This window comes from Gluconobacter frateurii, from assembly GCF_002723955.1.
GTDB lineage: Bacteria > Pseudomonadota > Alphaproteobacteria > Acetobacterales > Acetobacteraceae > Gluconobacter > Gluconobacter frateurii.
This window is the reverse complement of the sequence record NZ_BEWN01000001.1, coordinates 981,992-999,591: the sequence shown is the minus strand read 5'-3', so window position 1 is coordinate 999,591 and position 17,600 is coordinate 981,992. Positions and strand designations below refer to the sequence as shown.

The window sequence follows — 17,600 nt, the reverse complement described above, 5'->3', positions numbered from 1 at the left end:
ACATTGCGAAGCCGTAAGAACATTTCATGCAGCTTGTTCTCGCCCCGTCAAACCTTGGACTGAGTCCCCTCCATGACGAGCATGTGCCCGGAACATGGCGCGCTCCCGAAGCCCTAATGGATGCTGGTCTTGGGGAAGCCGTAAACTATAGCCACCTCCATAGCCTTCCGAGACCGGATTATCATCCTGAGGCTCAGGAGGGAACGCGTATTCGGAACGGGCATGCCATTCGTGCATATGCCCTCACCCTTGGAGAAACGACCAGGGATATTTGCACTTCAGGTGAGTTTGCGCTTGTCATTGGGGGAGACTGCTCCCTGTTGCTTGGAGCACTGGTAGGTGCCCGACAGGTTGGACCTGTTTCACTGGTCCATATCGACGGACACAGCGACTTCAGACACCCGGGGAATTACGATCCCGCAGTAGCTCTTAGCGGTGCGGCCGGTATGGATCTGGCGCTCGCAACCGGGCGGGGTGAACCGCTTTTGACTGTTTGGCCCAACGTGTCAGGTCCGCTGGTTTCGGATGTGAATGTCATCCAGATTGGTGAGCGTGAGAGTCACGATCCCGACTTTGCGTGGTCCGATATCGCAGACACGGCGATTGAACAGGTTGATATTTTTGAAGCCCAGAAGATCGGTCCGTCAGGTCTATCTCAGCGGATCCATGATGTGCTTCTTCGAGCACCTGAGCAAAGCTTCTGGATCCATTTCGATGTCGATGTCATGGATCAGGCGATCATGCCCGCAGTGGATTGCCCGGGCTCTCCTGGCCTGTCACCTCAACACTTGGTCCAGATCCTCTCTCCCCTTGTATCCAGCGCGCGATGCCTGGGAATGACCCTGACGATTTATGATCCCGATCGAGATCCGACAGGACGATGTGCCGCGACCATCATCGATATTCTTCTCGCGCTCCCTTTTCGATGACCATATTTGCATAATTGCCTAATTCATTCCCGGAACAGTCCCAGCCGGTTCAAACCGCGGAACAACTTCTGCCCCTGGAAACTCAGTGCGATCATGAGAAAGAGGGTGACCGGCCCGAGTATACCCTGCAGCGCATGGGCTCTTGCCACAGGCAGTTGCTGCGCCATCCACAACCAGACAAAAGCCCGTACCGCAAAATAAGCGGCCCAGACCCATGTATACGCCCGAAAAAACGTCTGCAGATCATGCCGGTCTGTCGGGAAGGGTTTACCCTGCCGCTGTTCGGCAATGTCCTGCACCAACGGTTTGCGCCAAAGTGCGCCGATGACAAACATGCCCGCAATCAGCAGGTTGGCGGCAACACTCTCAAATGGAGGCCAAGCCACTCGTCTTGTCACGATGTCCAGCGCGGCCAGTGCCAGAGCCAGCCCGTTGAACAGATACCAGACCCGCGGAAAGCCCAGAGCACCCTGCCAGCGACGTAGTCCGTCAGCCAGAACAAAAGCCAGCACTGCTATCGAGGCATAATGCTCATAGCCGAGCGCATCACAGCCCCAGAACAGCAGCAATCCGCCGGCTTCGAGTAGAAGAGCCTTTAAAGTAGCAGCCCGGCTCATCGCGACAGCTCCCCGGCCAGAAGAACATCCGGCACGAAACTACCGTGAAAGCCGTCAGGCACACGCTGCGGCAGGATTACGGAAGCAACCGGACCATCGGCGACATGGGCGGCATCAAAAACGGCCAGGCGCGACGAAGAAAAATCGGGTCGCCAGATCACGCTCAAAAGCCAGCCGTCATCCGATCTGGCACAGGGGTGGCGCGGTACGAAGACCGGTTCCGAGACCGAAGCCTGCCTTCCGAAATCGAACTGATCGACTGTTCCCTGCCTCAGATCGAGCCGTGCGATAGCCTGAAAGCCCGACTGCTGTGAATAAACGCGGCTTGTGCAGTAGATCTGGTCATACCGGCTTCCGGCGAGGCGATCATCGATCCGTCCGAATTCGCCACACATATCATACAAGGGCTCGACGCGGACCGGCGCGTGATTGGTGAGCGCCACGCTCCATCTGCAGGGGCGACCCCGTCTCTGCGAGGGCGGCTGCCCGTCCGGACCGGGAAACAGTGGAGGCGTGTCATACACGAACAGGTCGAAATAGAGGCGCTCCTGGTCCTCCCATGCATTGGCAATATGAAAGGCATAGACGGTCGGTGCCTCATACCACCGCACGGTGTCACCAGCCCCTCCACGTTCCAGCACAGCCAGATAACTGCCCAGATCAGGACGCCACGCAAAGCTGAATGTTTCGACAGACTCCCTGACCAGTGGAAAGACCGGCAGGGCAATGTGTCGAGGCGTCACGGCTGCATCATGGATCATGCTGCTGAATGGCGCCTCAAAGCGTGTTTCCCAGCTCAGGTAACCAGACCTGTCCAAAGCTCCACAACGGATGGCACGTGATCCAGCCCCATCGGCAGCGTAGCCAAAAAAGATGAGCTCCCCCGTTAAAGGGTCATGCTTCGGATGTGCCGTGAAAGGACCAGACGGGTAAGACGCGCCAGAACGTGTCAGCGTCGACGGCGCCAGGGCCACCGGTGGGTGTGCTTCTTCCAGAGCCATCAGTGACCCCGCATGGAAAATGGCGTGCGTATTGGCTTTCCCAAGAGCGTGTTCTGTCTGCGGCAGGACCCAACGGTTGCGGTAGGAACATCGCCCGTCCACGAACGAGAGGGCATGGATCATGCCATCTCCCACGAACCAGTGACCTTCCGGCGTTCCCGGACGAGGATTGGGGCCATTCCGATATAGCGTCCCTCGCAGACCAGCCGGCAATTTTCCCTGTACGGAAAGTCCGCAGGCATCGATTTCCTGCTCGATCGGCGCTCTATTGGTCACCATCATTTTCTCCGGTCTTTACATCGTAAAGAATGACGGATGAAGAAAGTGCTCGTCAAGTTATTTTTACAGTGTAAATTTACGTCTGGAGGATCAGGATGAAGACGCCCACGAAAAGCAGCTATCATCATGGAGATCTGCAAAAGGCCTTGGTGAACACGGCCCGGCTTATGCTGGAAAAGGACGGCATTGCGTCCCTGAAGCTCAGGGCGATCACCCGGAATGCCGGCGTCTCTGCGACGGCCGCAGCCCCGCATTTCGGCAACCTGACCGGCCTGCTGAGTGCCTTGGCCGCACAGGGTTTCGATGAGCTTTCTGAAGCCATGTCACCCGAGCACGCCAGAGAGCCTCGGGATGTCGGGCTGGCTTACGTTCGTTTTGCGATCGCCAATCCGGGACTTTTCACACTGATGTTTCGTAGTGATGCCATCGATCCGGATCATCCGGCCCTTGCGACAGCCTCAGCCCGGGCTTTTGCCAGACTGGCGGCTCTTCCGGCATCCGACCAGTCCGGTATCTCCCCGGAAGCAGCCATGGCCTCTCTCTGGGCGAAGGTTCATGGACTGGCCGTGCTTGCGATAGACGGATTACTTGCGCCGCTGATCCGGCACAGCAACGCGCCTCTTACGATCGATCAGCTGGTTGAGGAGGCTTTCCGCTAACATCCTGTTGGCTTCCGTAGCGGCAGACTTTTAATCCTGTCTTCACGTGACATTATTGGGTACCTCAGCTGAACTTACTGATCATCCAGCTGAAAAACGTGGCGTGCCAGAGAGTTTGGGCCCCGAGCTGGCAATGTTCCGCCCCTCCCGAGAGAGTGTCAAAGGTAACCGTTTCGACGGATCGTGCGCCGGTGCAGGCTTTTGCGAAATCATCAGCCTGAGAGGCAGGAACAAAGTGGTCGTTTTCACCGACGAAGATCAGAACGTCGGAGGTGATTTTTTGAGACACGTCTCTGAGGGTATAGGACGTCATAGCCTTGGCGGCTTCTGGCAGCGTAGTGACTCCAAGAGTCCAGCAGGCGTTATCAACAGCCCAGACCAGATCCGGATTTTTTGCGGCCTCAGGCTTTTGTGCGAGGGCAGTGTAGCGTTCAGCGATACTGCCCATATCGAACAGGACATCATAAGCAACGACGCCGGAGATGCGTAGATCGAAGGCAGCTGCCCGAGGAGCAAGGTAACCCCCCATACTCATGCCAATGAGAACAGTTTTCTCCGGACGGAACCAGGCGGCTTCAAAGTAATCCAGAATGGCCGCAGTAGGTTTTTCCCATTCCGGTGTGAAAGTGAGACCGTATTCGCGCAGAACGCCCCCCTGACCCGGGCCTTCATAGGTGAGGACACCATAACCGCGGTCATAGGCCGCTTTGGCCAGAACGAAATACAGTTCTTCCAGCGTGGAATCGTAGCCGCCAACCAGTACGATAAGCGGCTTTTCCTGCCACCCATCAGGACCCGGATAAAGGATGCCACGGAGGTGACCGGTTTCATAAGGAATGGTGAAACGTTCATAAGCGATACCGGCCAGTTTTAGACCATTATCGAAAGCGGCGATTTGCCGCGCCCAGGCAGTTTTGCGTCGCAGATCGTCGGAAGGTAGAAGGAATTCTGCAGTACGCCAGTAATTGTGGGACCGGAGCCAGGCATAGCCATTGCTGAGCGGATCCAGACAGGTGGGGATACGCTTTTCGGTGCGGATGGCGAGTTCGGAAAAGGCATCAAACCAGGCGTTTGTATCACCGTCCGGGATGGAGCTTATGGCTGTCAGCACTTCGCTGAGATCCGCTCCATTGGCGACGATGTCGTTCAGAGCGCGAAGAGTCTGGAAATGAAAGGTCTGATTGCGGAAAAAACGGGAAACGCCGTGATCTGCAAATTCAGAGTATGCCGAGACATTGGGTTTATCTGTCATTCGTACACTGGCCTCTAGTAAGAATAATGTTAGTCTATGCGGAATGTTTTAGGTTGCATGGACTATCTGGTTCTAAGAACCGGGATGTATTATGTTCAGATCATTGTCACGCTATGGGCGTAACCATCCGGGCGGATCAATACAGATGAAATACCAGCCAAACTGGGACTGTCATTAACGCAATCCGCCGTGATGTGTTTGACGATATGTGGATCCAGCCAGTCAGGAAATTCTGAAACATCCTGTTCTTTGGAAGAAAGTGCCAGATGCACCCATTCACCCTTTTCCAAGCACCCATAGAGTGTCGCTGACTGGTTCTCGACGATCAGGTCGACATCCGGAACGCGTTTACCGGAAGCCAGATGCATTGGTAGAGTTTCGGGTACAACGCTGTCGTATCCGTAGGCGATACCAAATCCCGAAATTTCTGAAGCAAGGCGGCGGTTTACGTCAGGGAAAGACAGGATGTCATTCATTGTATTTCGTAATGACAGATTTGGCGGCGTAAAGTTGGTTGCCAGGGCAACCTGCGCCAACGTGTTGTCAAACAACATCTGACCGACCGGTCTACGCTCGGAATGATAGGTATTAAGCAGGCTTTCAGGAGCCTGTTTTTTAACGACCATGGCCAGCTTCCAGCCGAGATTCATCGCGTCCTGTAGACCGACGTTCAGTCCCTGGCCGCCCATCGGGGCGTGAATATGCGCAGCGTCTCCCGCCAGCAGAATACGCCCTTTTCTGTAAGCAGACGCAAGACGCGTGGCATCCGTAAAGCGGGACAGCCAGGACGCTTGGCCCATTCCATAATCTTTGCCGGAGATTTTCAATGCAGCAGACGCCAGTTCTGCAACGGTGAGCGGTGTCTCCTTTGGCACCGACGACCGCTCCGCATCAATGGCGATGACCCGATGATGCGCACCGTCGCCCAGGGGAGACATCATGAGGGCGCCGCGAGACGTCACCATCGACAGCACGCCGCCTCCCTCTGGCGGCTTCGCCAGAACCACATCTCCCAGCATCGCGGTGATACGCCCATCAAAGCCGTCAAAGTTGATGGCCGCCTGATGCCGAACCAGGCTGCGTGCACCGTCGGCACCAACCAGCCACGCGGCAGAGAACTGCCCTTGGGAAGTGGTCACCTGCACCTCGGCCCCATCCTCTTTGACCTGAGTGACTTCCGTTTCACGGAGCAAAGGTACACCAAGTGCCAAGGCGCGCTTTTCCAGAAATTCTTCCGTTTTGGTCTGACGGAGAAACAGAGTGAAAGGAAAGCGGCTTTCAAAAGAGGAAAATTCAAGCCGCGTGTCCAGGGCTCCGTATTCCATCAGGGGTATTTTCTGTCCGGCTGCAAGAAAGTCTTCCACACAACCGCGTAGACCGAACATTTCCAATGTCCGCCCATGGATCGCCAGTGCGCGTGATTCCGCCGTCCGGGTCGGCCGTCGGTCGAGGACTGCGACATCGATTTGGGCAAGTTTCAGCTCGCAGGCCAGCCACAATCCCACGGGGCCCGCACCGCAAACCAATACATCATACGAAGTTTTCATGGTCTGCACCCCTCGAAACTAACATTGTTAGATTCGCAGCCTAACGGTATTAGGTTGTAAGGACAAGGAGGAGACGAGGACGCCGTGAGTGCGAAAATTGTAAGGGAGCAGGTCATCAGTTCAGCACTGCAGTTGCTGGACATGCTGGGAATGGAAGGTCTGACAATGCGCAAGCTGGCAGACATGCTGGACGTACAGGTTCCCTCACTCTACTGGCATTTTGCGAATAAGGACGCGTTGTTCGAAGCGGTGGCTGACACACTTCTCGAACAGGTAGCAACGACCACGGTCGTTGCGGAAAAATGGCAGGAAATGTTCTTCAGAATTTCCTGCGAAGTCAGGCAGGCATTGCTGGCTCACCGTGACGGGGCCCGCTTTCTGGCAAGAACTTATCCGCTTTCCGATAACGTGGCCCGCATCAGTTCCCAGATGATCTCCAGCCTTAAGGAAGCCGGTGCAGATGATCGCACAGCCACCTGGGGGACTTTTTCCACGCTCTACTTTGTCATCGGCTTTACGATCGAAGAGCAGGCATTTGCCGAAAAACGCCCCGATCATAACCAGAGTCCGGATCTCCAGTCTCTTCTGTTACGCTATCCGGTTGCAGCCTTGGCGTGGCATCAGATCCTTCAGAGCGACCCTGATGAAGGTTTCCATTTCGGCCTGAAGATGTCTCTACAGGGACTGGCACAAAATCTTCATACTTTGGAAAAAGAGCGCTGCGAGATGTCGCCATGATGACCGCCGTCAAAAGTGCGGCGTCACCTTCATGGTTTCGGATTTAATCCAGATTTTACATTACCATACAGAAACAATCTGAGGATTAATCAATTGATGACGGAAAACATTTCTTCTCAGACGGAAGTAACCAGTCTGGACTTCCAGCAGGTTGATGTATTCTCGTCTGTACCCTTGCGAGGGAACCCTTTGGCTGTAGTGGAAAAAGCGGACGCTTTGTCTGCAGCGAAAATGGCTGCGTTCGCCAACTGGACCAATCTGAGCGAAACAACATTTCTTCTGAAGCCTGAACACCCCGATGCAGATTATCGGCTAAGAATATTTACCCCTTACAGCGAACTTCCTTTTGCGGGCCATCCTACGCTCGGAAGCTGTCATGTCTGGTTATCTTCCCGGAATTTTCCCGCGGGGAGAGACATCATGCAGGAATGTGGAGCAGGCTTGGTAAGGATCCGGCGTGACAATGGAAGGCTGGCTTTTGCTGCTCCGACACTTCGCCGCAAAGGACCGCTTGAGCCGGAACTGCTGACACAGATCAGGAAGGGATTAAACCTTTCCGAGAAAGACATTGTTTCTGCTGAATGGGTGGATAATGGCCCTGGCTGGTTGTCACTTCTTCTCAAGGACCGTCAGACTGTCCTGTCACTGAAACCTGATTTCCAGGCGATCGCGGGAATTCGCGTTGGGGTCGTTGCCCCCGCAGCGGAAGAGGATGATGTGGACTTTGAAGTGCGAGCATTTTCTGCCGCCGGTTTTGAGGATCCTGTCACCGGAAGTCTGAATGCCGGGATTACCCAGTGGCTGATAGGCAGTGGCCTTGCGTCTTCATCCTACATAGCACGCCAAGGCACGGTTCTGGGACGTGCGGGCAAGGTCTATGTCACGCAATCCGGTGGCGAAATGTGGATCGGAGGTGATGTCGTGACATGCGTTAAAGGCGTGCTTTCTCTATAGTTTTGAGTGTGATAATTTTTGGACCCTGACGCTAAAGCGCGGCGTCAGGCCCTGTCTTTAAAGATGGCGAAAATAGACGATAGCTTCGAGAGTGAATTGTAACAGGCGTCTATTCTGACCAAGGCGAGGTATTTCGTTACACGTCTTCCGATTAACCCGAGCCAGACTTTCTTCTTTCCCCCAAACCTCCACTCATAACTGCGACATCGCACTGCACAGCCGCGGAAAAGCCCTCTCCATCGAGGGTTATGGAACCTGTTTGATGATCCATTTTTCCAGGATGCTGACGCTGTCTGTTATTTCCATGCCACTTGGCCAGATCAGCCCATAAGATGTTCCATCCGCGTCGAACCTGGCCGGTGCCACAAGCCGGCCGGTCGCGATATCGTCCATAGCGATGATACGGGGCGACAGAGCAACCCCCAGACCATTGGCGGCGGCTTCCAGCATCATGAAATGATGGTCGTACAGACGGACGTCGCGCGGTGTGGGCATGTCGGGCCGGAACGCCAGCCAGTTTTTCCATGCCTCGGGCCGGGTGCGCGACCCGAGTGCCAGATAGTCCCCGTCAGCGAACCGCTGTGCCATGTCAGGGCGCATGACCGGCCCGACCGTCTCCTGCGCGATTATGGTGACAGCCCAGTCGGGAGCAAGTGGGAAATCAAGACGCCGGATTGCCAGCGTAACGCGGTCACGTGCGAAATCCAGCGCGCCCCCACCGGTCGAAAGATGCACATCGATCCCGGGATGACGGTCCTGGAAGTCGGACAGGCGCGGGATCAGCCAGCGCATTGCCAGTGACCGCTCGCATGACAGCACGATCGGCTGGGCATCAGATGACGACCGGATCTCGGTCAGCGCCGCCGCAATCCCCTTCAGTGCATCGGTTGTCGCTTCAGCCAGACGCGCGCCGTCCCGGGTCGGTCGCACCCCCCGCCCGTCCGGCTCCAAAAGCTGGAGTTTCAGATCATCAGCCAGCTTGGACACCCGACGGCTGACAGCCCCATGAGTCAGAGCTAGCTCTGTTGCTGCCGCCCGTACCGAACCCAGGCGCACAACCGCTGCAAAGGCACGCAGATCGTCCAATGAGGGAATGTCAGAACGCTTCATTCGTCAGTTTTTATCACCAGAATAGGTCAGTTCATATCGGTTTTCCTAATAAACCATTTCGTTATTCTCACTGGAATGATGGAAAAAAACTTTCACAAAATTTTGCCGATGGCGGTCACGATGGGAGATCCCGCCGGGATCGGCCCCGAGATCGTGGCACGGATGTTCTTGCGGCAACCGGCACAAAAGCGCTGGATTGTCGTCGGCGATCCGCTGGTGATGCATCAGGCGTTGACAGCACTCGACTCATCGGCGTCGGTGCGGCGGATCGCAACACCAGCCGAAGCCCGGTTCGAGGACGGAGTGCTGAATGTGCTGGCCTCGTCGGAATGCGTAGAATTGCCCCCTATGGGTCAGATCAGTGCCGAAAGTGGCCGCGCCGCTTACGCGGCAGTCTTGGCCGCAACTCGTTTGGCGAAGGCAGGAGCAATCCGAGCGATTATTACCGCACCGATCCATAAGGAGGCGCTCGCCGCTGCCGGACTGCACTATCCCGGCCATACGGAAATTCTTGCCGAGCAGGCTGGCGGCTCGCGTGTTGCGATGATGCTGGCGAACGAGGACATCCGCGTCGTGCTGGTGACGATCCACTGTTCTCTCAGGGACGCGATCCAGCGCGCTGATTTCCCCGCCCAGACGGCAGCAATCCGGCTGGCTCACACGGGAGCACGCGCACTGGGTATCGAACGCCCACGTGTCGCCGTAGCGGGCCTCAACCCCCATGCCGGAGAGGGTGGCCTGTTTGGTGACGAAGAGACCCATATCATCGGTCCCGCCGTCGCCCAGGCACGTCGTGAAGGCATTGACGCATCAGGCCCATGGCCCGGTGACACGGTGTTCATGCAAGCGCGCGAGGGACGGTTCGATGTCGTCGTCGCGCAGTATCATGACCAAGGACTGATTCCCGTCAAATACATGGGTTTGGCGCAGGGTGTGAATATCACCCTCGGTTTGCCCTTCACGCGGACAAGCCCCGACCACGGCACAGCCTTCGATATTGCAGGACGGGGTATCGCCGATCCATCCAGCCTGGAAACGGCATTCGATTACGCCCTTCGCCTCACCAATGGAGCCTCAGTATGACCCGACCCGAGTTCATCTTCATGCTGACCCGCCATGATCGTACGGTGGAGAACGCAGTCGATCTGGTCGAAACTGCCCGTGAGGCAGGTGTCCGGCATATCGGGTTCAAGGATATTGGTCTGCCTTTTACGGTGCTCCAGACGCTGGCCAGCACTATCCGTGAGGCCGGAGCAAAAACCTATCTGGAAGTTGTCTCTCTCGATCGCGACAGCGAACTTCGCTCAATACAGGCCGGGATCGCTCTTGGTGTCGATTATCTGCTGGGTGGCACACATGTCGGTGATGCGCTGAAGCTGCTGGAAGGCACAAAAATCCGCTATTATCCCTTTCCCGGCCGGATCAGCGGGCATCCGAGCATTCTCGAAGGAACCAAAACCGAAATCGTACGCAGTGCGGTCGATCTCGCGGGCCGGCCTGGTGTCCATGGACTGGATTTGCTGGCCTATCGGTTCGCAGGAGATGTACCGAAGCTAATCCGGCAGGTCTGCGCCGCGGTGCCGAATAAGCCTGTCATCGTGGCGGGCTCGCTCGATCGGGCGGAGCGTATTCGCGCTACCACCTCTGCGGGTGCTTCGGGGTTTACGGTCGGCACAGCTCTGCTCGACGGCGCTTTTCCTGCATCACCCGATCTGGCGCAACAGATCGGCTACGTCCAGACTATCATTCGACAATTCTGACGGAGGAAACCAATGGAAAAAATAAACCTGACTCAGGCTTTCACGGCATTTTCCGATTACTGGAGCCCCCGTGTGGCGGGTGACATCAACACATCCCAGATCAAGCTGGCAAAATTCAAGGGAATGTTCGACTGGCACCATCACGAGCATGAGGACGAACTGTTCCTGGTTGTTTCCGGAACATTGCGCATGCATTTCCGGGATCGCGACATTGACATCGAGGCCGGTGAATTCATCATTGTTCCGCATGGCGTCGAGCATTGTCCCGAGGCTTTAGGCAACGAGTGCCATGTTGTTCTGCTGGAGCCGAATACGACCCTTAACACGGGCAATGTGACCACTGACCGAACCGTGCACACACTGTCGCGGATATAACCTGGAATTCCAGTACTGAGGACCTCAATATTCCCTCAGAAAACTGAGGATTATCTGTGCGTGAAGTGAGCCAAATATATGTCCGATTCTATACTTGGATAACCCAAAAGCGGACCTGCCGCTGTCCCCTCCCCCTCTAAGCAGACTTTAATTCGTTGGACCTTAAAATGCTGGACGTTCAGATGGGCTTCATGGGCTGGTGCCTGAGCCAACTCGAAAGCCCTCTGCATGCACATCAGGGTATCGGCGCGTATTCCAATCTCAGACCGAATGGCCATGTCGGCAGACAGGTTGGAGCGTCCGTTCCGAAGAGCACTGATCGGTTGAGCCGGGAAACACCAAAATGTTCTGCCACGGTGTTTGCCTTGATACTATAAGGCTCCAGTATTTCCGTTCTGAGCCAGTCGGCCAACATGAATAGCGTGATTTTTATAAGACACTGTTGGCGGTGACATCGAAGGTGACGTCAACGTCCAGTGCGACCCATTGACCGGTCGCCCATGGCCCCTGACCAATACCAAAGGCAGAGCGGAATAATTTCGTATGCCCTTCAGCGTGTGCTTTAGCGCCCTCTACATTGAGCGTAAACAGGAGCGTTACTGGTTTGGAAGCGCCGCGCAGGGTCAGATTTCCAACGGCCTCATAGGTATTTTCGCCTGTCCTGTGAATCTCCGCGCTGGAGAAGAAGGCATGTGGAAACTGGGCAATATCAAACCAGTCACGACCCGGCAGCGCCGTATCCCGTTGCCGGTCACCGGTTTCCGCACTGCCGAGGTCGACATCGACCGTGATATGCGCTGCTTCAAGGTGATTGGGGTCGAGGGAAATGGAGGCATTATAACGCGAGAAATGCCCCTCAAACTTTTTGCCCGTCTGGATGCCAGAAAAGCCAAGGGTGCTTTTTGCGGTGTCAATCTTCCAGTCCGCAGCCTCTGCCTGTGTCCCCATGGAAACCAGGCCAGTCATGAAGGCCACAGTCGGCCAGGACGGAAAATGTTTCATAGTCGTGATTTTCCCCAATGGAGCAGCATCCGCGCCATGATATCGTCCCTGAGAAGAAACTGGTGGCGCAGAGCGGCAAGGATGTGAAGGGCTACCAGCGCAATAAGCGCATAGGCGCCGTAGGCATGGATGGTTTTCAGCACGGCTTCGACGGGAGCCTTGTCGGTCAGGGTCGAAAAAACCGGCAGGTCCGGCCACGGCACCAATCCGTACAGGACGGTTGGGATACCGAATACGGAACTCGACACCAGCGCCCAACCTGTTAGCGGGATGATAAATAGCGCGGCATAGAGGATGATGTGGCCAGCATGAGCCGCCGTCTTTTCACCTGGTTGCATTGTCGGTGGTAGCGGAGGCGGACGATGGCTCAAACGCCACACCAACCGCACCACTGCTGCCAGAAGAACCGTGATCCCGATCGACTTGTGAAGCTGATAAAGCCAGAACATTGTATCTGGCGTGAGACCGCCATGAACCATCAGAAGGCCGATGATAACCAGGGCTGCGATATTAAGCGCCATGATCCAGTGAAGGATGATCGCCAGACGCGTATATCGTTCAACAGACCATGACGCTGGCATGGGTTTACTGCTGAAGCTCGAACGCGCCAGCGATTGTCAGCGTCACAGTATCCCCCACGAGCGGCACATACTGTTTGACGCCAAACTGGCTGCGAGCAATCGTCCCGGTCGCTTCAAAGCCAACGGTAAACATCTTGTCGAGCGGGTTGGTCCCGCTCCCGACCAGACGGGTTTTGAGCGTGATCGGTCGTGTTATACCATGCAGGGTCAGGTCTCCGGTGATATTCGCAGTGTTGGCGCCGGTCCGGACAATCCGGGTAGACTTGAACGTTGCGCTGGGAAACCGATCTGCGTCGAACCACTGCGCACTTCTCAGTTCGCCATCCAGCTTCGGTACCGTGGTGTCGACCGATTGCACCGGAACCGTAACATCGAGATTGGTCGCTGAAAGATGGGCCGGATCAATCGTGAGCGAACCGGATGCTCCCGTGAAAAAACCGGAGAAATTGCTGAAGCCCAGATGCGAGAGAGTAAAGCCGACCTGCGTATGATAGGGCTCGATCTTGTAGGTTCCGGCCTTCACTGCCGCCGGATCGGTGCTGGCCACCTGCTGTGCTGAAGCCTGTGAAACTGTACCGAAAACGATAGCTGCCATAAGGGCAGACTTAGCAAAATGACGTTTGATCATGGATGAGCATTCCTATGGGATAAGAAGGTTGTCAGAGCGGAAGATCGACGATTTCGCCTTGGGCCTGTACGATGGCAGCGTCTTTGGCATCCTCCCCCAGCGCCAGTCCTTCGGCGCGGATCCAGGTGACATCTGTCAGGCCAATGAACGCCAGGATGGAACCGAGATATTTTTCCTGATGATCCAGGGCGGCAGCCGGGCTGCCCCCGGTATAGACCCCACCGCGCGTCGAGATCAGGAATGCCTTTTTGCCTTTTGGAAGCAAACCTTCCGGGCCTGTCGCACCGTACTGGAATGTCTTGCCAGCGACGACTACGCGATCAATCCAGGATTTGAGCTGGACAGAGACGGAGAAATTATACATCGGTGCACCAATGACGATGATGTCAGCTGCCAGAAGGTCATCGATATACCCATTGCCGATCGCAAGATCATCAGCGAGTGCTGCATCCGTGACCGGTGCCCCCTGGAACGACGCCATATGCGCGCCTGTCAGGTATGGCACGGGATTTGCAGCAAGATCCCGATAGGTGACAGTTGCGTCCGGATGCACAGCCTTCAGACGCGCAACGGTGTCCGCTGAAAGCTGCCGGCTAACCGAGTAATCTCCAAGAATACTGGAATCGATATGCAGGATCTTCATCGTGGTCGTCTCCGTAGAGGAAAGTGACAGGGACTCTCTGTTGCGCCCTGAGAAGAGATTTTTGATTGCCCTGAGCATGGATCATGATGTCTCACGCAGAGACCTATCTAGAAAGTCTCTATATTCCGATATATACTATCGTTTAAAACGATACATTGAGAGGCTCTATGCTGGACGGCGTATCATTGGATCAGCTGCGCACATTCATTGCCGCCAGTGATGAAGGCAGTTTTTCGGCGGCGGCCCGGCTGCTGCACCGGTCGCAATCGGCGGTCAGCGAAATGATCGCCACCCTGGAGGCGCAGATGGGAGTGGTGCTGTTCGACCGGACGGGCCGCTACCCGCAATTGACGATCGCCGGCAGAGTGCTGCTGGCTGATGCGCGCGGCGTAGTCGGCAATGTGGACTTCATGAAGGCTCGGGCCAGAGGTATGTCCTTGGGGCTGGAGCCCGAGTTATCGGTTGTAGTGGACGTCTTCTTCCCAATGGACCGGATTACAGCTGTGGCGACCGGTTTCCGTGAGAGATTTCCGCATACGCCCCTGCGGCTGTACGTGGAGGCCCTTGGTGGCGTCTTTCAACCTCTCCTCGATGGACGGGCCAATGTCGGTATTGCAGGCCCTCTTCCCGGTCTTCCCAGTTCCATGTCGAGTGAAGCGCTGGGAGACATCCGTTTCATGATGGTCGCGTCCCATGACCATCCACTGGCGCGGATCGACGGCGTTATTCCCAGAGAAGAACTTGCACGCCACGTCCAGCTTGTGCTGACAGACCGGACCGAGCTTTCCGCGGGAAGAGAACGCGGCGTCCTGTCTCCGCTGACATGGCGGCTCGCGGATCTCTACGCCAAGCATCATTTTCTTCTTGGTGGCCTCGGCTGGGGCGGGATGCCATTCCACACTGTCCGCGCCGATCTCGAAAGCGGCCGGCTGGTCGAACTCCGCATCGAGGACATTTCTCCAGGAGGAGCCGACATGCCCATGACGGTCGTCTATCCCACGTCCGAGCCGCCTGGACCCGCCAGCCGCTGGCTTATCGACAAACTGAAGCTTTGCCCCGGCGAAATTACCGATCGCTGATTCGGATTTCAAAACGGTTGGTTTCGATCCGCTCTACAATGCACCCAAAAACCGAAAGCGACGTTATCGGGAGCTAACTTATCAGCAGAGTTCGGCGGGAGGAATGGCAGCTCCGTCAGGCCCCGCCTGCACTGTCGTCCGAGGCCTAACCGCCGATAAGCCACGAGGAAAGTCCTGATCGTTACATCGGGCATGGATCTTGCTCATAAAGCTGCCGCGTGATCGACCAAAACCTGAGAAGGTTCGCCCTTTTGCTCCGGTGGCCTACGAATGGGCGCGGATCACTGTGCTGTCAGTCGTTGCCCATTTCTGGTCTGTCAGATCACCTCATGCAGTATCCGCTCCAACGTAATGCCACGCTGAAGCAGCCAGTGAATCAATCTGACACACACATGGCTGAGTGGAACCCTAGCATGGATCGGTACTCAAGGACGTCAGTTCCATCACGTCGCGCTTGGGCGCAGTCCCAAAGCTGCGAACATAGTCCCGACTGAATTGCGACGCGCTTTCGTAACCGACTTCAAACGCTGCATGCGAAACGTTGAAGCCTTCTGACACCATCAGACGACGTGCCTCAAGCAGGCGCAACTGCTTTTGATACTGGAGCGGCGTCATGGAGGTCAGCATTTTGAAATGCTGATGGAAGGACGAGAGACTCATGCGTGCGACTGCGGCAAGACGTTCAATCCTTACCGGCTTCGCAAAGTTGGCCCGCAGCAGGTGAACGGCTTCCGCAACCCGTTGCATGTGGCTGTCGGGCAGGACGAGTTTACAGACTTCGCCCGCATGAGGCCCTGTTAACAGCCAGAAGCAGATTTCACGCATGATCGCCGGCCAGAGGATCGGGGGCGCGGCCGGATTATCGAGCAGTCGTATGAGCCGCCGGATGCAGTCGGACAGATCCTCGGACAGGTCGGCGACGAATACCCCGATACCCTGATCATTCGACGGTAAAGGGGGCTGGGTAAGTTCAGCCATGACCTCACGCAGGATACCGGCATCCAGATCTATCGTAATGCCAATGTATGGGCATTCCTGACTTGCTTCCGTCACGCGGCCAAGAGCGGGTATTTCGATGCTGACCAGAAGAAACGCCATGGAACCATATTCGAAGATGGCATCGCCAAATTCTACCTCCTTCGCGCCCTGAAGAGTGATACAGAGCGACGGTTTGTATACCATGCCATTCGGTGGCGTCTTTTCGCTCAACCTGATGATATTCATGCTGTCAAAAGCCGTCGTGAAAAGCCCGTCTGTGCCATGTCCCTGCCCGTCCAGATAGCAGGTTACAGCCCTGGCGAGAGATGAAGACATTTCCTGCTCCAGCCGAAATTCCAACACTTCCCGTCTACACGCAGCGAACCGTCTGAGCCAGAGCATTGCAGGATCGGGCAAGAAATTTGAGAGTTTGGGCATTCGTCTCTCTACCCTGCACGCCTAAGTATCGGGCGTCGGCTGGAGTTAATGGCGAGTGCTCGAAATATCAGCCTCTCTCCCCGAAGAGACTTCCTTACGTGGACAGGAGCCCAACATGAGCAAATGGACGACATCAAACATTCCGGACATTCGCGGCCGTTCATTTGTCGTAACAGGGACAGGTGGCCTCGGGTTTGAAGACGCATTGGCACTCGGGAAAGCTGGAGCGACAGTCATTCTCGCCGGCCGAAACCCTCGCAAAGGTGCGGAAGCGGTCGCCCGGATAAAAAGGGAAGCACCTGAGGCCGCCATCAGCTTTGAAGCTCTTGATCTGGCTGATCTGGCATCGATTGCTGCGTTTGGTGAGCGCCTGCGCGGCCAGCACGGCCGTCTCGACGTTCTGATTAATAATGCCGGGGTAATGACGCCCCCCGCCCGTAAAGTGACCTCGGATGGTTTCGAACTACAGTTCGGGACCAACTATCTTGGGCATTTTGCTCTGACCGCGCATTTGCTGCCCCTGCTTCGCAAAGGTCATGATCCGCGGGTTGTCACACTCTCCAGCATCGCAGCGCGTGACGGTCAGATCGCATTCGATGATCTTCAGGCCGCACACGGCTACAAACCCATGCCGGTCTACAGTCAGTCCAAGCTGGCCTGTCTGATGTTCGCGCTGGAACTTCAGCGTCGCAGCGACGCAGGAAACTGGGGGATAACAAGCATCGCCGCCCATCCCGGTATTTCGCGTACCGATCTTCTTCCGAACGGTGCAGGCGCTTCGAGCGTGTTTGGCCTCGCACGCCGGATATTGTGGTTCCTTTTCCAGCCCGCCGCTCAAGGTGCGCTGCCGACCCTCTTCGCCGCGACGTCCTCCGGGGCAAAGGGAGGCGGCTATTATGGCCCCGACAGACTGAGCGAGACGCGTGGATATCCCACCACTGCCAGAATTCCCCCTGCCGCACGCGACCGGCAGGCTGCGGCTCGTCTGTGGGATATTTCCGAAAAACTGACCCACGTGCAGTTCGGGTAA

Annotated in this window: 20 protein-coding genes; 10 read left to right on the top strand and 10 right to left on the bottom strand. The window is 56.2% G+C overall.

What is annotated here, in order from left to right; genetic code table 11:
* The first annotated feature begins 26 nt into the window (after window positions 1-26).
* Complete coding sequence (locus tag GFR01_RS04620; RefSeq protein ID WP_099181432.1) at window positions 27-929, top strand: arginase family protein; 903 nt, start codon at window positions 27-29, stop codon at window positions 927-929.
* Window positions 930-952: 23 nt separating this feature from the next.
* Here GFR01_RS04620 and GFR01_RS04615 read toward each other — a convergent pair whose 3' ends face one another.
* Window positions 953-1,546: a DUF3159 domain-containing protein gene (locus tag GFR01_RS04615; protein ID WP_063902770.1), complete on the bottom strand. Its 594-nt coding sequence runs from the start codon at window positions 1,544-1,546 to the stop codon at window positions 953-955.
* The gene (locus GFR01_RS04610; protein ID WP_099181431.1) at window positions 1,543-2,829 is read right to left on the bottom strand and encodes a carotenoid oxygenase family protein; all 1,287 of its coding nucleotides are present in this window, start codon (window positions 2,827-2,829) and stop codon (window positions 1,543-1,545) included. Before GFR01_RS04610 ends, GFR01_RS04615 begins: the two co-directional genes overlap by 4 nt.
* Window positions 2,830-2,921: 92 nt before the next feature.
* Here GFR01_RS04610 and GFR01_RS04605 point away from each other — a divergent pair, with 92 nt between their 5' ends.
* Entirely contained in the window at window positions 2,922-3,485 is a 564-nt protein-coding gene (locus GFR01_RS04605) for a TetR/AcrR family transcriptional regulator (RefSeq protein WP_099181430.1), read from the top strand.
* 64 nt (window positions 3,486-3,549) lie between these two features.
* On the opposite strand, the gene GFR01_RS04600 is transcribed toward GFR01_RS04605, so the two are convergent.
* Window positions 3,550-4,737, bottom strand: coding sequence for an alpha/beta hydrolase family protein (locus tag GFR01_RS04600; RefSeq protein ID WP_099181429.1), 1,188 nt, complete (start codon window positions 4,735-4,737; stop codon window positions 3,550-3,552).
* A gap of 95 nt (window positions 4,738-4,832) precedes the next feature.
* Complete coding sequence (locus tag GFR01_RS04595) at window positions 4,833-6,284, bottom strand: FAD-dependent monooxygenase (RefSeq protein WP_099181428.1); 1,452 nt, start codon at window positions 6,282-6,284, stop codon at window positions 4,833-4,835.
* Between the two features lie 84 nt (window positions 6,285-6,368).
* Here GFR01_RS04595 and GFR01_RS04590 point away from each other — a divergent pair, with 84 nt between their 5' ends.
* Window positions 6,369-7,022, top strand: coding sequence for a TetR/AcrR family transcriptional regulator C-terminal domain-containing protein (locus GFR01_RS04590; protein ID WP_099181427.1), 654 nt, complete (start codon window positions 6,369-6,371; stop codon window positions 7,020-7,022).
* 96 nt (window positions 7,023-7,118) lie between these two features.
* Entirely contained in the window at window positions 7,119-7,976 is an 858-nt protein-coding gene (locus GFR01_RS04585; RefSeq protein WP_174694655.1) for a PhzF family phenazine biosynthesis protein, read from the top strand.
* A gap of 246 nt (window positions 7,977-8,222) precedes the next feature.
* Here GFR01_RS04585 and GFR01_RS04580 read toward each other — a convergent pair whose 3' ends face one another.
* A complete protein-coding gene (locus GFR01_RS04580) occupies window positions 8,223-9,086 on the bottom strand; it encodes a LysR substrate-binding domain-containing protein (RefSeq protein ID WP_099181425.1) in 864 nt (287 codons plus the stop codon).
* 120 nt (window positions 9,087-9,206) lie between these two features.
* Here GFR01_RS04580 and pdxA point away from each other — a divergent pair, with 120 nt between their 5' ends.
* The 4 genes from pdxA (at window position 9,207) to GFR01_RS15825 (ending at window position 11,598) form a co-directional block, all read left to right on the top strand.
* Window positions 9,207-10,169, top strand: a complete 963-nt coding sequence (gene pdxA / locus GFR01_RS04575; protein ID WP_244902153.1) for a 4-hydroxythreonine-4-phosphate dehydrogenase PdxA — start codon at window positions 9,207-9,209, stop codon at window positions 10,167-10,169.
* Entirely contained in the window at window positions 10,166-10,846 is a 681-nt protein-coding gene (locus tag GFR01_RS04570; protein ID WP_099181423.1) for a beta/alpha barrel domain-containing protein, read from the top strand. Before pdxA ends, GFR01_RS04570 begins: the two co-directional genes overlap by 4 nt.
* 12 nt (window positions 10,847-10,858) lie before the next feature.
* On the top strand, window positions 10,859-11,221 hold the full coding sequence (locus tag GFR01_RS04565) for a cupin domain-containing protein (protein WP_099181422.1): 363 nt from the start codon (window positions 10,859-10,861) through the stop codon (window positions 11,219-11,221).
* A 167-nt stretch (window positions 11,222-11,388) separates the two neighbouring features.
* The gene (locus tag GFR01_RS15825) at window positions 11,389-11,598 is read left to right on the top strand and encodes a hypothetical protein (RefSeq protein WP_174694653.1); all 210 of its coding nucleotides are present in this window, start codon (window positions 11,389-11,391) and stop codon (window positions 11,596-11,598) included.
* Window positions 11,599-11,650: 52 nt separating this feature from the next.
* Here GFR01_RS15825 and GFR01_RS04555 read toward each other — a convergent pair whose 3' ends face one another.
* Genes GFR01_RS04555 through GFR01_RS04540 form a run of 4 tightly spaced genes read right to left on the bottom strand, consistent with a single transcriptional unit; the run spans window position 11,651 to window position 14,075 of the window.
* Window positions 11,651-12,223 (bottom strand): YceI family protein, encoded by a 573-nt coding sequence (locus GFR01_RS04555; RefSeq protein WP_099181421.1) that lies wholly within the window; start codon window positions 12,221-12,223, stop codon window positions 11,651-11,653.
* On the bottom strand, window positions 12,220-12,804 hold the full coding sequence (locus GFR01_RS04550) for a cytochrome b (protein WP_063902795.1): 585 nt from the start codon (window positions 12,802-12,804) through the stop codon (window positions 12,220-12,222). Before GFR01_RS04550 ends, GFR01_RS04555 begins: the two co-directional genes overlap by 4 nt.
* 4 nt (window positions 12,805-12,808) lie before the next feature.
* A complete protein-coding gene (locus GFR01_RS04545) occupies window positions 12,809-13,432 on the bottom strand; it encodes a YceI family protein (RefSeq protein ID WP_244902152.1) in 624 nt (207 codons plus the stop codon).
* 31 nt (window positions 13,433-13,463) lie between these two features.
* Window positions 13,464-14,075 carry an FMN-dependent NADH-azoreductase gene (locus GFR01_RS04540; RefSeq protein WP_099181420.1) on the bottom strand — a complete coding sequence of 204 codons (612 nt, stop codon included), beginning with the start codon at window positions 14,073-14,075 and terminating at the stop codon, window positions 13,464-13,466.
* A 185-nt stretch (window positions 14,076-14,260) separates the two neighbouring features.
* Here GFR01_RS04540 and GFR01_RS04535 point away from each other — a divergent pair, with 185 nt between their 5' ends.
* Window positions 14,261-15,154: a LysR family transcriptional regulator gene (locus tag GFR01_RS04535; protein WP_240283625.1), complete on the top strand. Its 894-nt coding sequence runs from the start codon at window positions 14,261-14,263 to the stop codon at window positions 15,152-15,154.
* 408 nt (window positions 15,155-15,562) lie between these two features.
* On the opposite strand, the gene GFR01_RS04530 is transcribed toward GFR01_RS04535, so the two are convergent.
* Entirely contained in the window at window positions 15,563-16,468 is a 906-nt protein-coding gene (locus GFR01_RS04530; protein ID WP_099181419.1) for an AraC family transcriptional regulator, read from the bottom strand.
* Between the two features lie 217 nt (window positions 16,469-16,685).
* On the opposite strand from GFR01_RS04530, the gene GFR01_RS04525 reads away from it, so the two are divergent.
* A complete protein-coding gene (locus GFR01_RS04525) occupies window positions 16,686-17,600 on the top strand; it encodes an SDR family oxidoreductase (protein ID WP_099181418.1) in 915 nt (304 codons plus the stop codon).

Bases quoted from the DNA above. Each gene is read 5' to 3' on its own strand.
- GFR01_RS04620 (WP_099181432.1), top strand. From the start codon at position 27: ATGCAGCTTGTTCTCGCCCCGTCAAACCTTGGACTGAGTCCCCTCCAT.
- GFR01_RS04615 (WP_063902770.1), bottom strand. From the start codon at position 1,546: ATGAGCCGGGCTGCTACTTTAAAGGCTCTTCTACTCGAAGCCGGCGGA.
- GFR01_RS04610 (WP_099181431.1), bottom strand. From the start codon at position 2,829: ATGATGGTGACCAATAGAGCGCCGATCGAGCAGGAAATCGATGCCTGC.
- GFR01_RS04605 (WP_099181430.1), top strand. From the start codon at position 2,922: ATGAAGACGCCCACGAAAAGCAGCTATCATCATGGAGATCTGCAAAAG.
- GFR01_RS04600 (WP_099181429.1), bottom strand. From the start codon at position 4,737: ATGACAGATAAACCCAATGTCTCGGCATACTCTGAATTTGCAGATCAC.
- GFR01_RS04595 (WP_099181428.1), bottom strand. From the start codon at position 6,284: ATGAAAACTTCGTATGATGTATTGGTTTGCGGTGCGGGCCCCGTGGGA.
- GFR01_RS04585 (WP_174694655.1), top strand. From the start codon at position 7,119: ATGACGGAAAACATTTCTTCTCAGACGGAAGTAACCAGTCTGGACTTC.
- GFR01_RS04580 (WP_099181425.1), bottom strand. From the start codon at position 9,086: ATGAAGCGTTCTGACATTCCCTCATTGGACGATCTGCGTGCCTTTGCA.
- pdxA (WP_244902153.1), top strand. From the start codon at position 9,207: ATGGGAGATCCCGCCGGGATCGGCCCCGAGATCGTGGCACGGATGTTC.
- GFR01_RS04570 (WP_099181423.1), top strand. From the start codon at position 10,166: ATGACCCGACCCGAGTTCATCTTCATGCTGACCCGCCATGATCGTACG.
- GFR01_RS04565 (WP_099181422.1), top strand. From the start codon at position 10,859: ATGGAAAAAATAAACCTGACTCAGGCTTTCACGGCATTTTCCGATTAC.
- GFR01_RS15825 (WP_174694653.1), top strand. From the start codon at position 11,389: ATGCTGGACGTTCAGATGGGCTTCATGGGCTGGTGCCTGAGCCAACTC.
- GFR01_RS04555 (WP_099181421.1), bottom strand. From the start codon at position 12,223: ATGAAACATTTTCCGTCCTGGCCGACTGTGGCCTTCATGACTGGCCTG.
- GFR01_RS04550 (WP_063902795.1), bottom strand. From the start codon at position 12,804: ATGCCAGCGTCATGGTCTGTTGAACGATATACGCGTCTGGCGATCATC.
- GFR01_RS04545 (WP_244902152.1), bottom strand. From the start codon at position 13,432: ATGATCAAACGTCATTTTGCTAAGTCTGCCCTTATGGCAGCTATCGTT.
- GFR01_RS04540 (WP_099181420.1), bottom strand. From the start codon at position 14,075: ATGAAGATCCTGCATATCGATTCCAGTATTCTTGGAGATTACTCGGTT.
- GFR01_RS04530 (WP_099181419.1), bottom strand. From the start codon at position 16,468: ATGTCTTCATCTCTCGCCAGGGCTGTAACCTGCTATCTGGACGGGCAG.
- GFR01_RS04525 (WP_099181418.1), top strand. From the start codon at position 16,686: ATGAGCAAATGGACGACATCAAACATTCCGGACATTCGCGGCCGTTCA.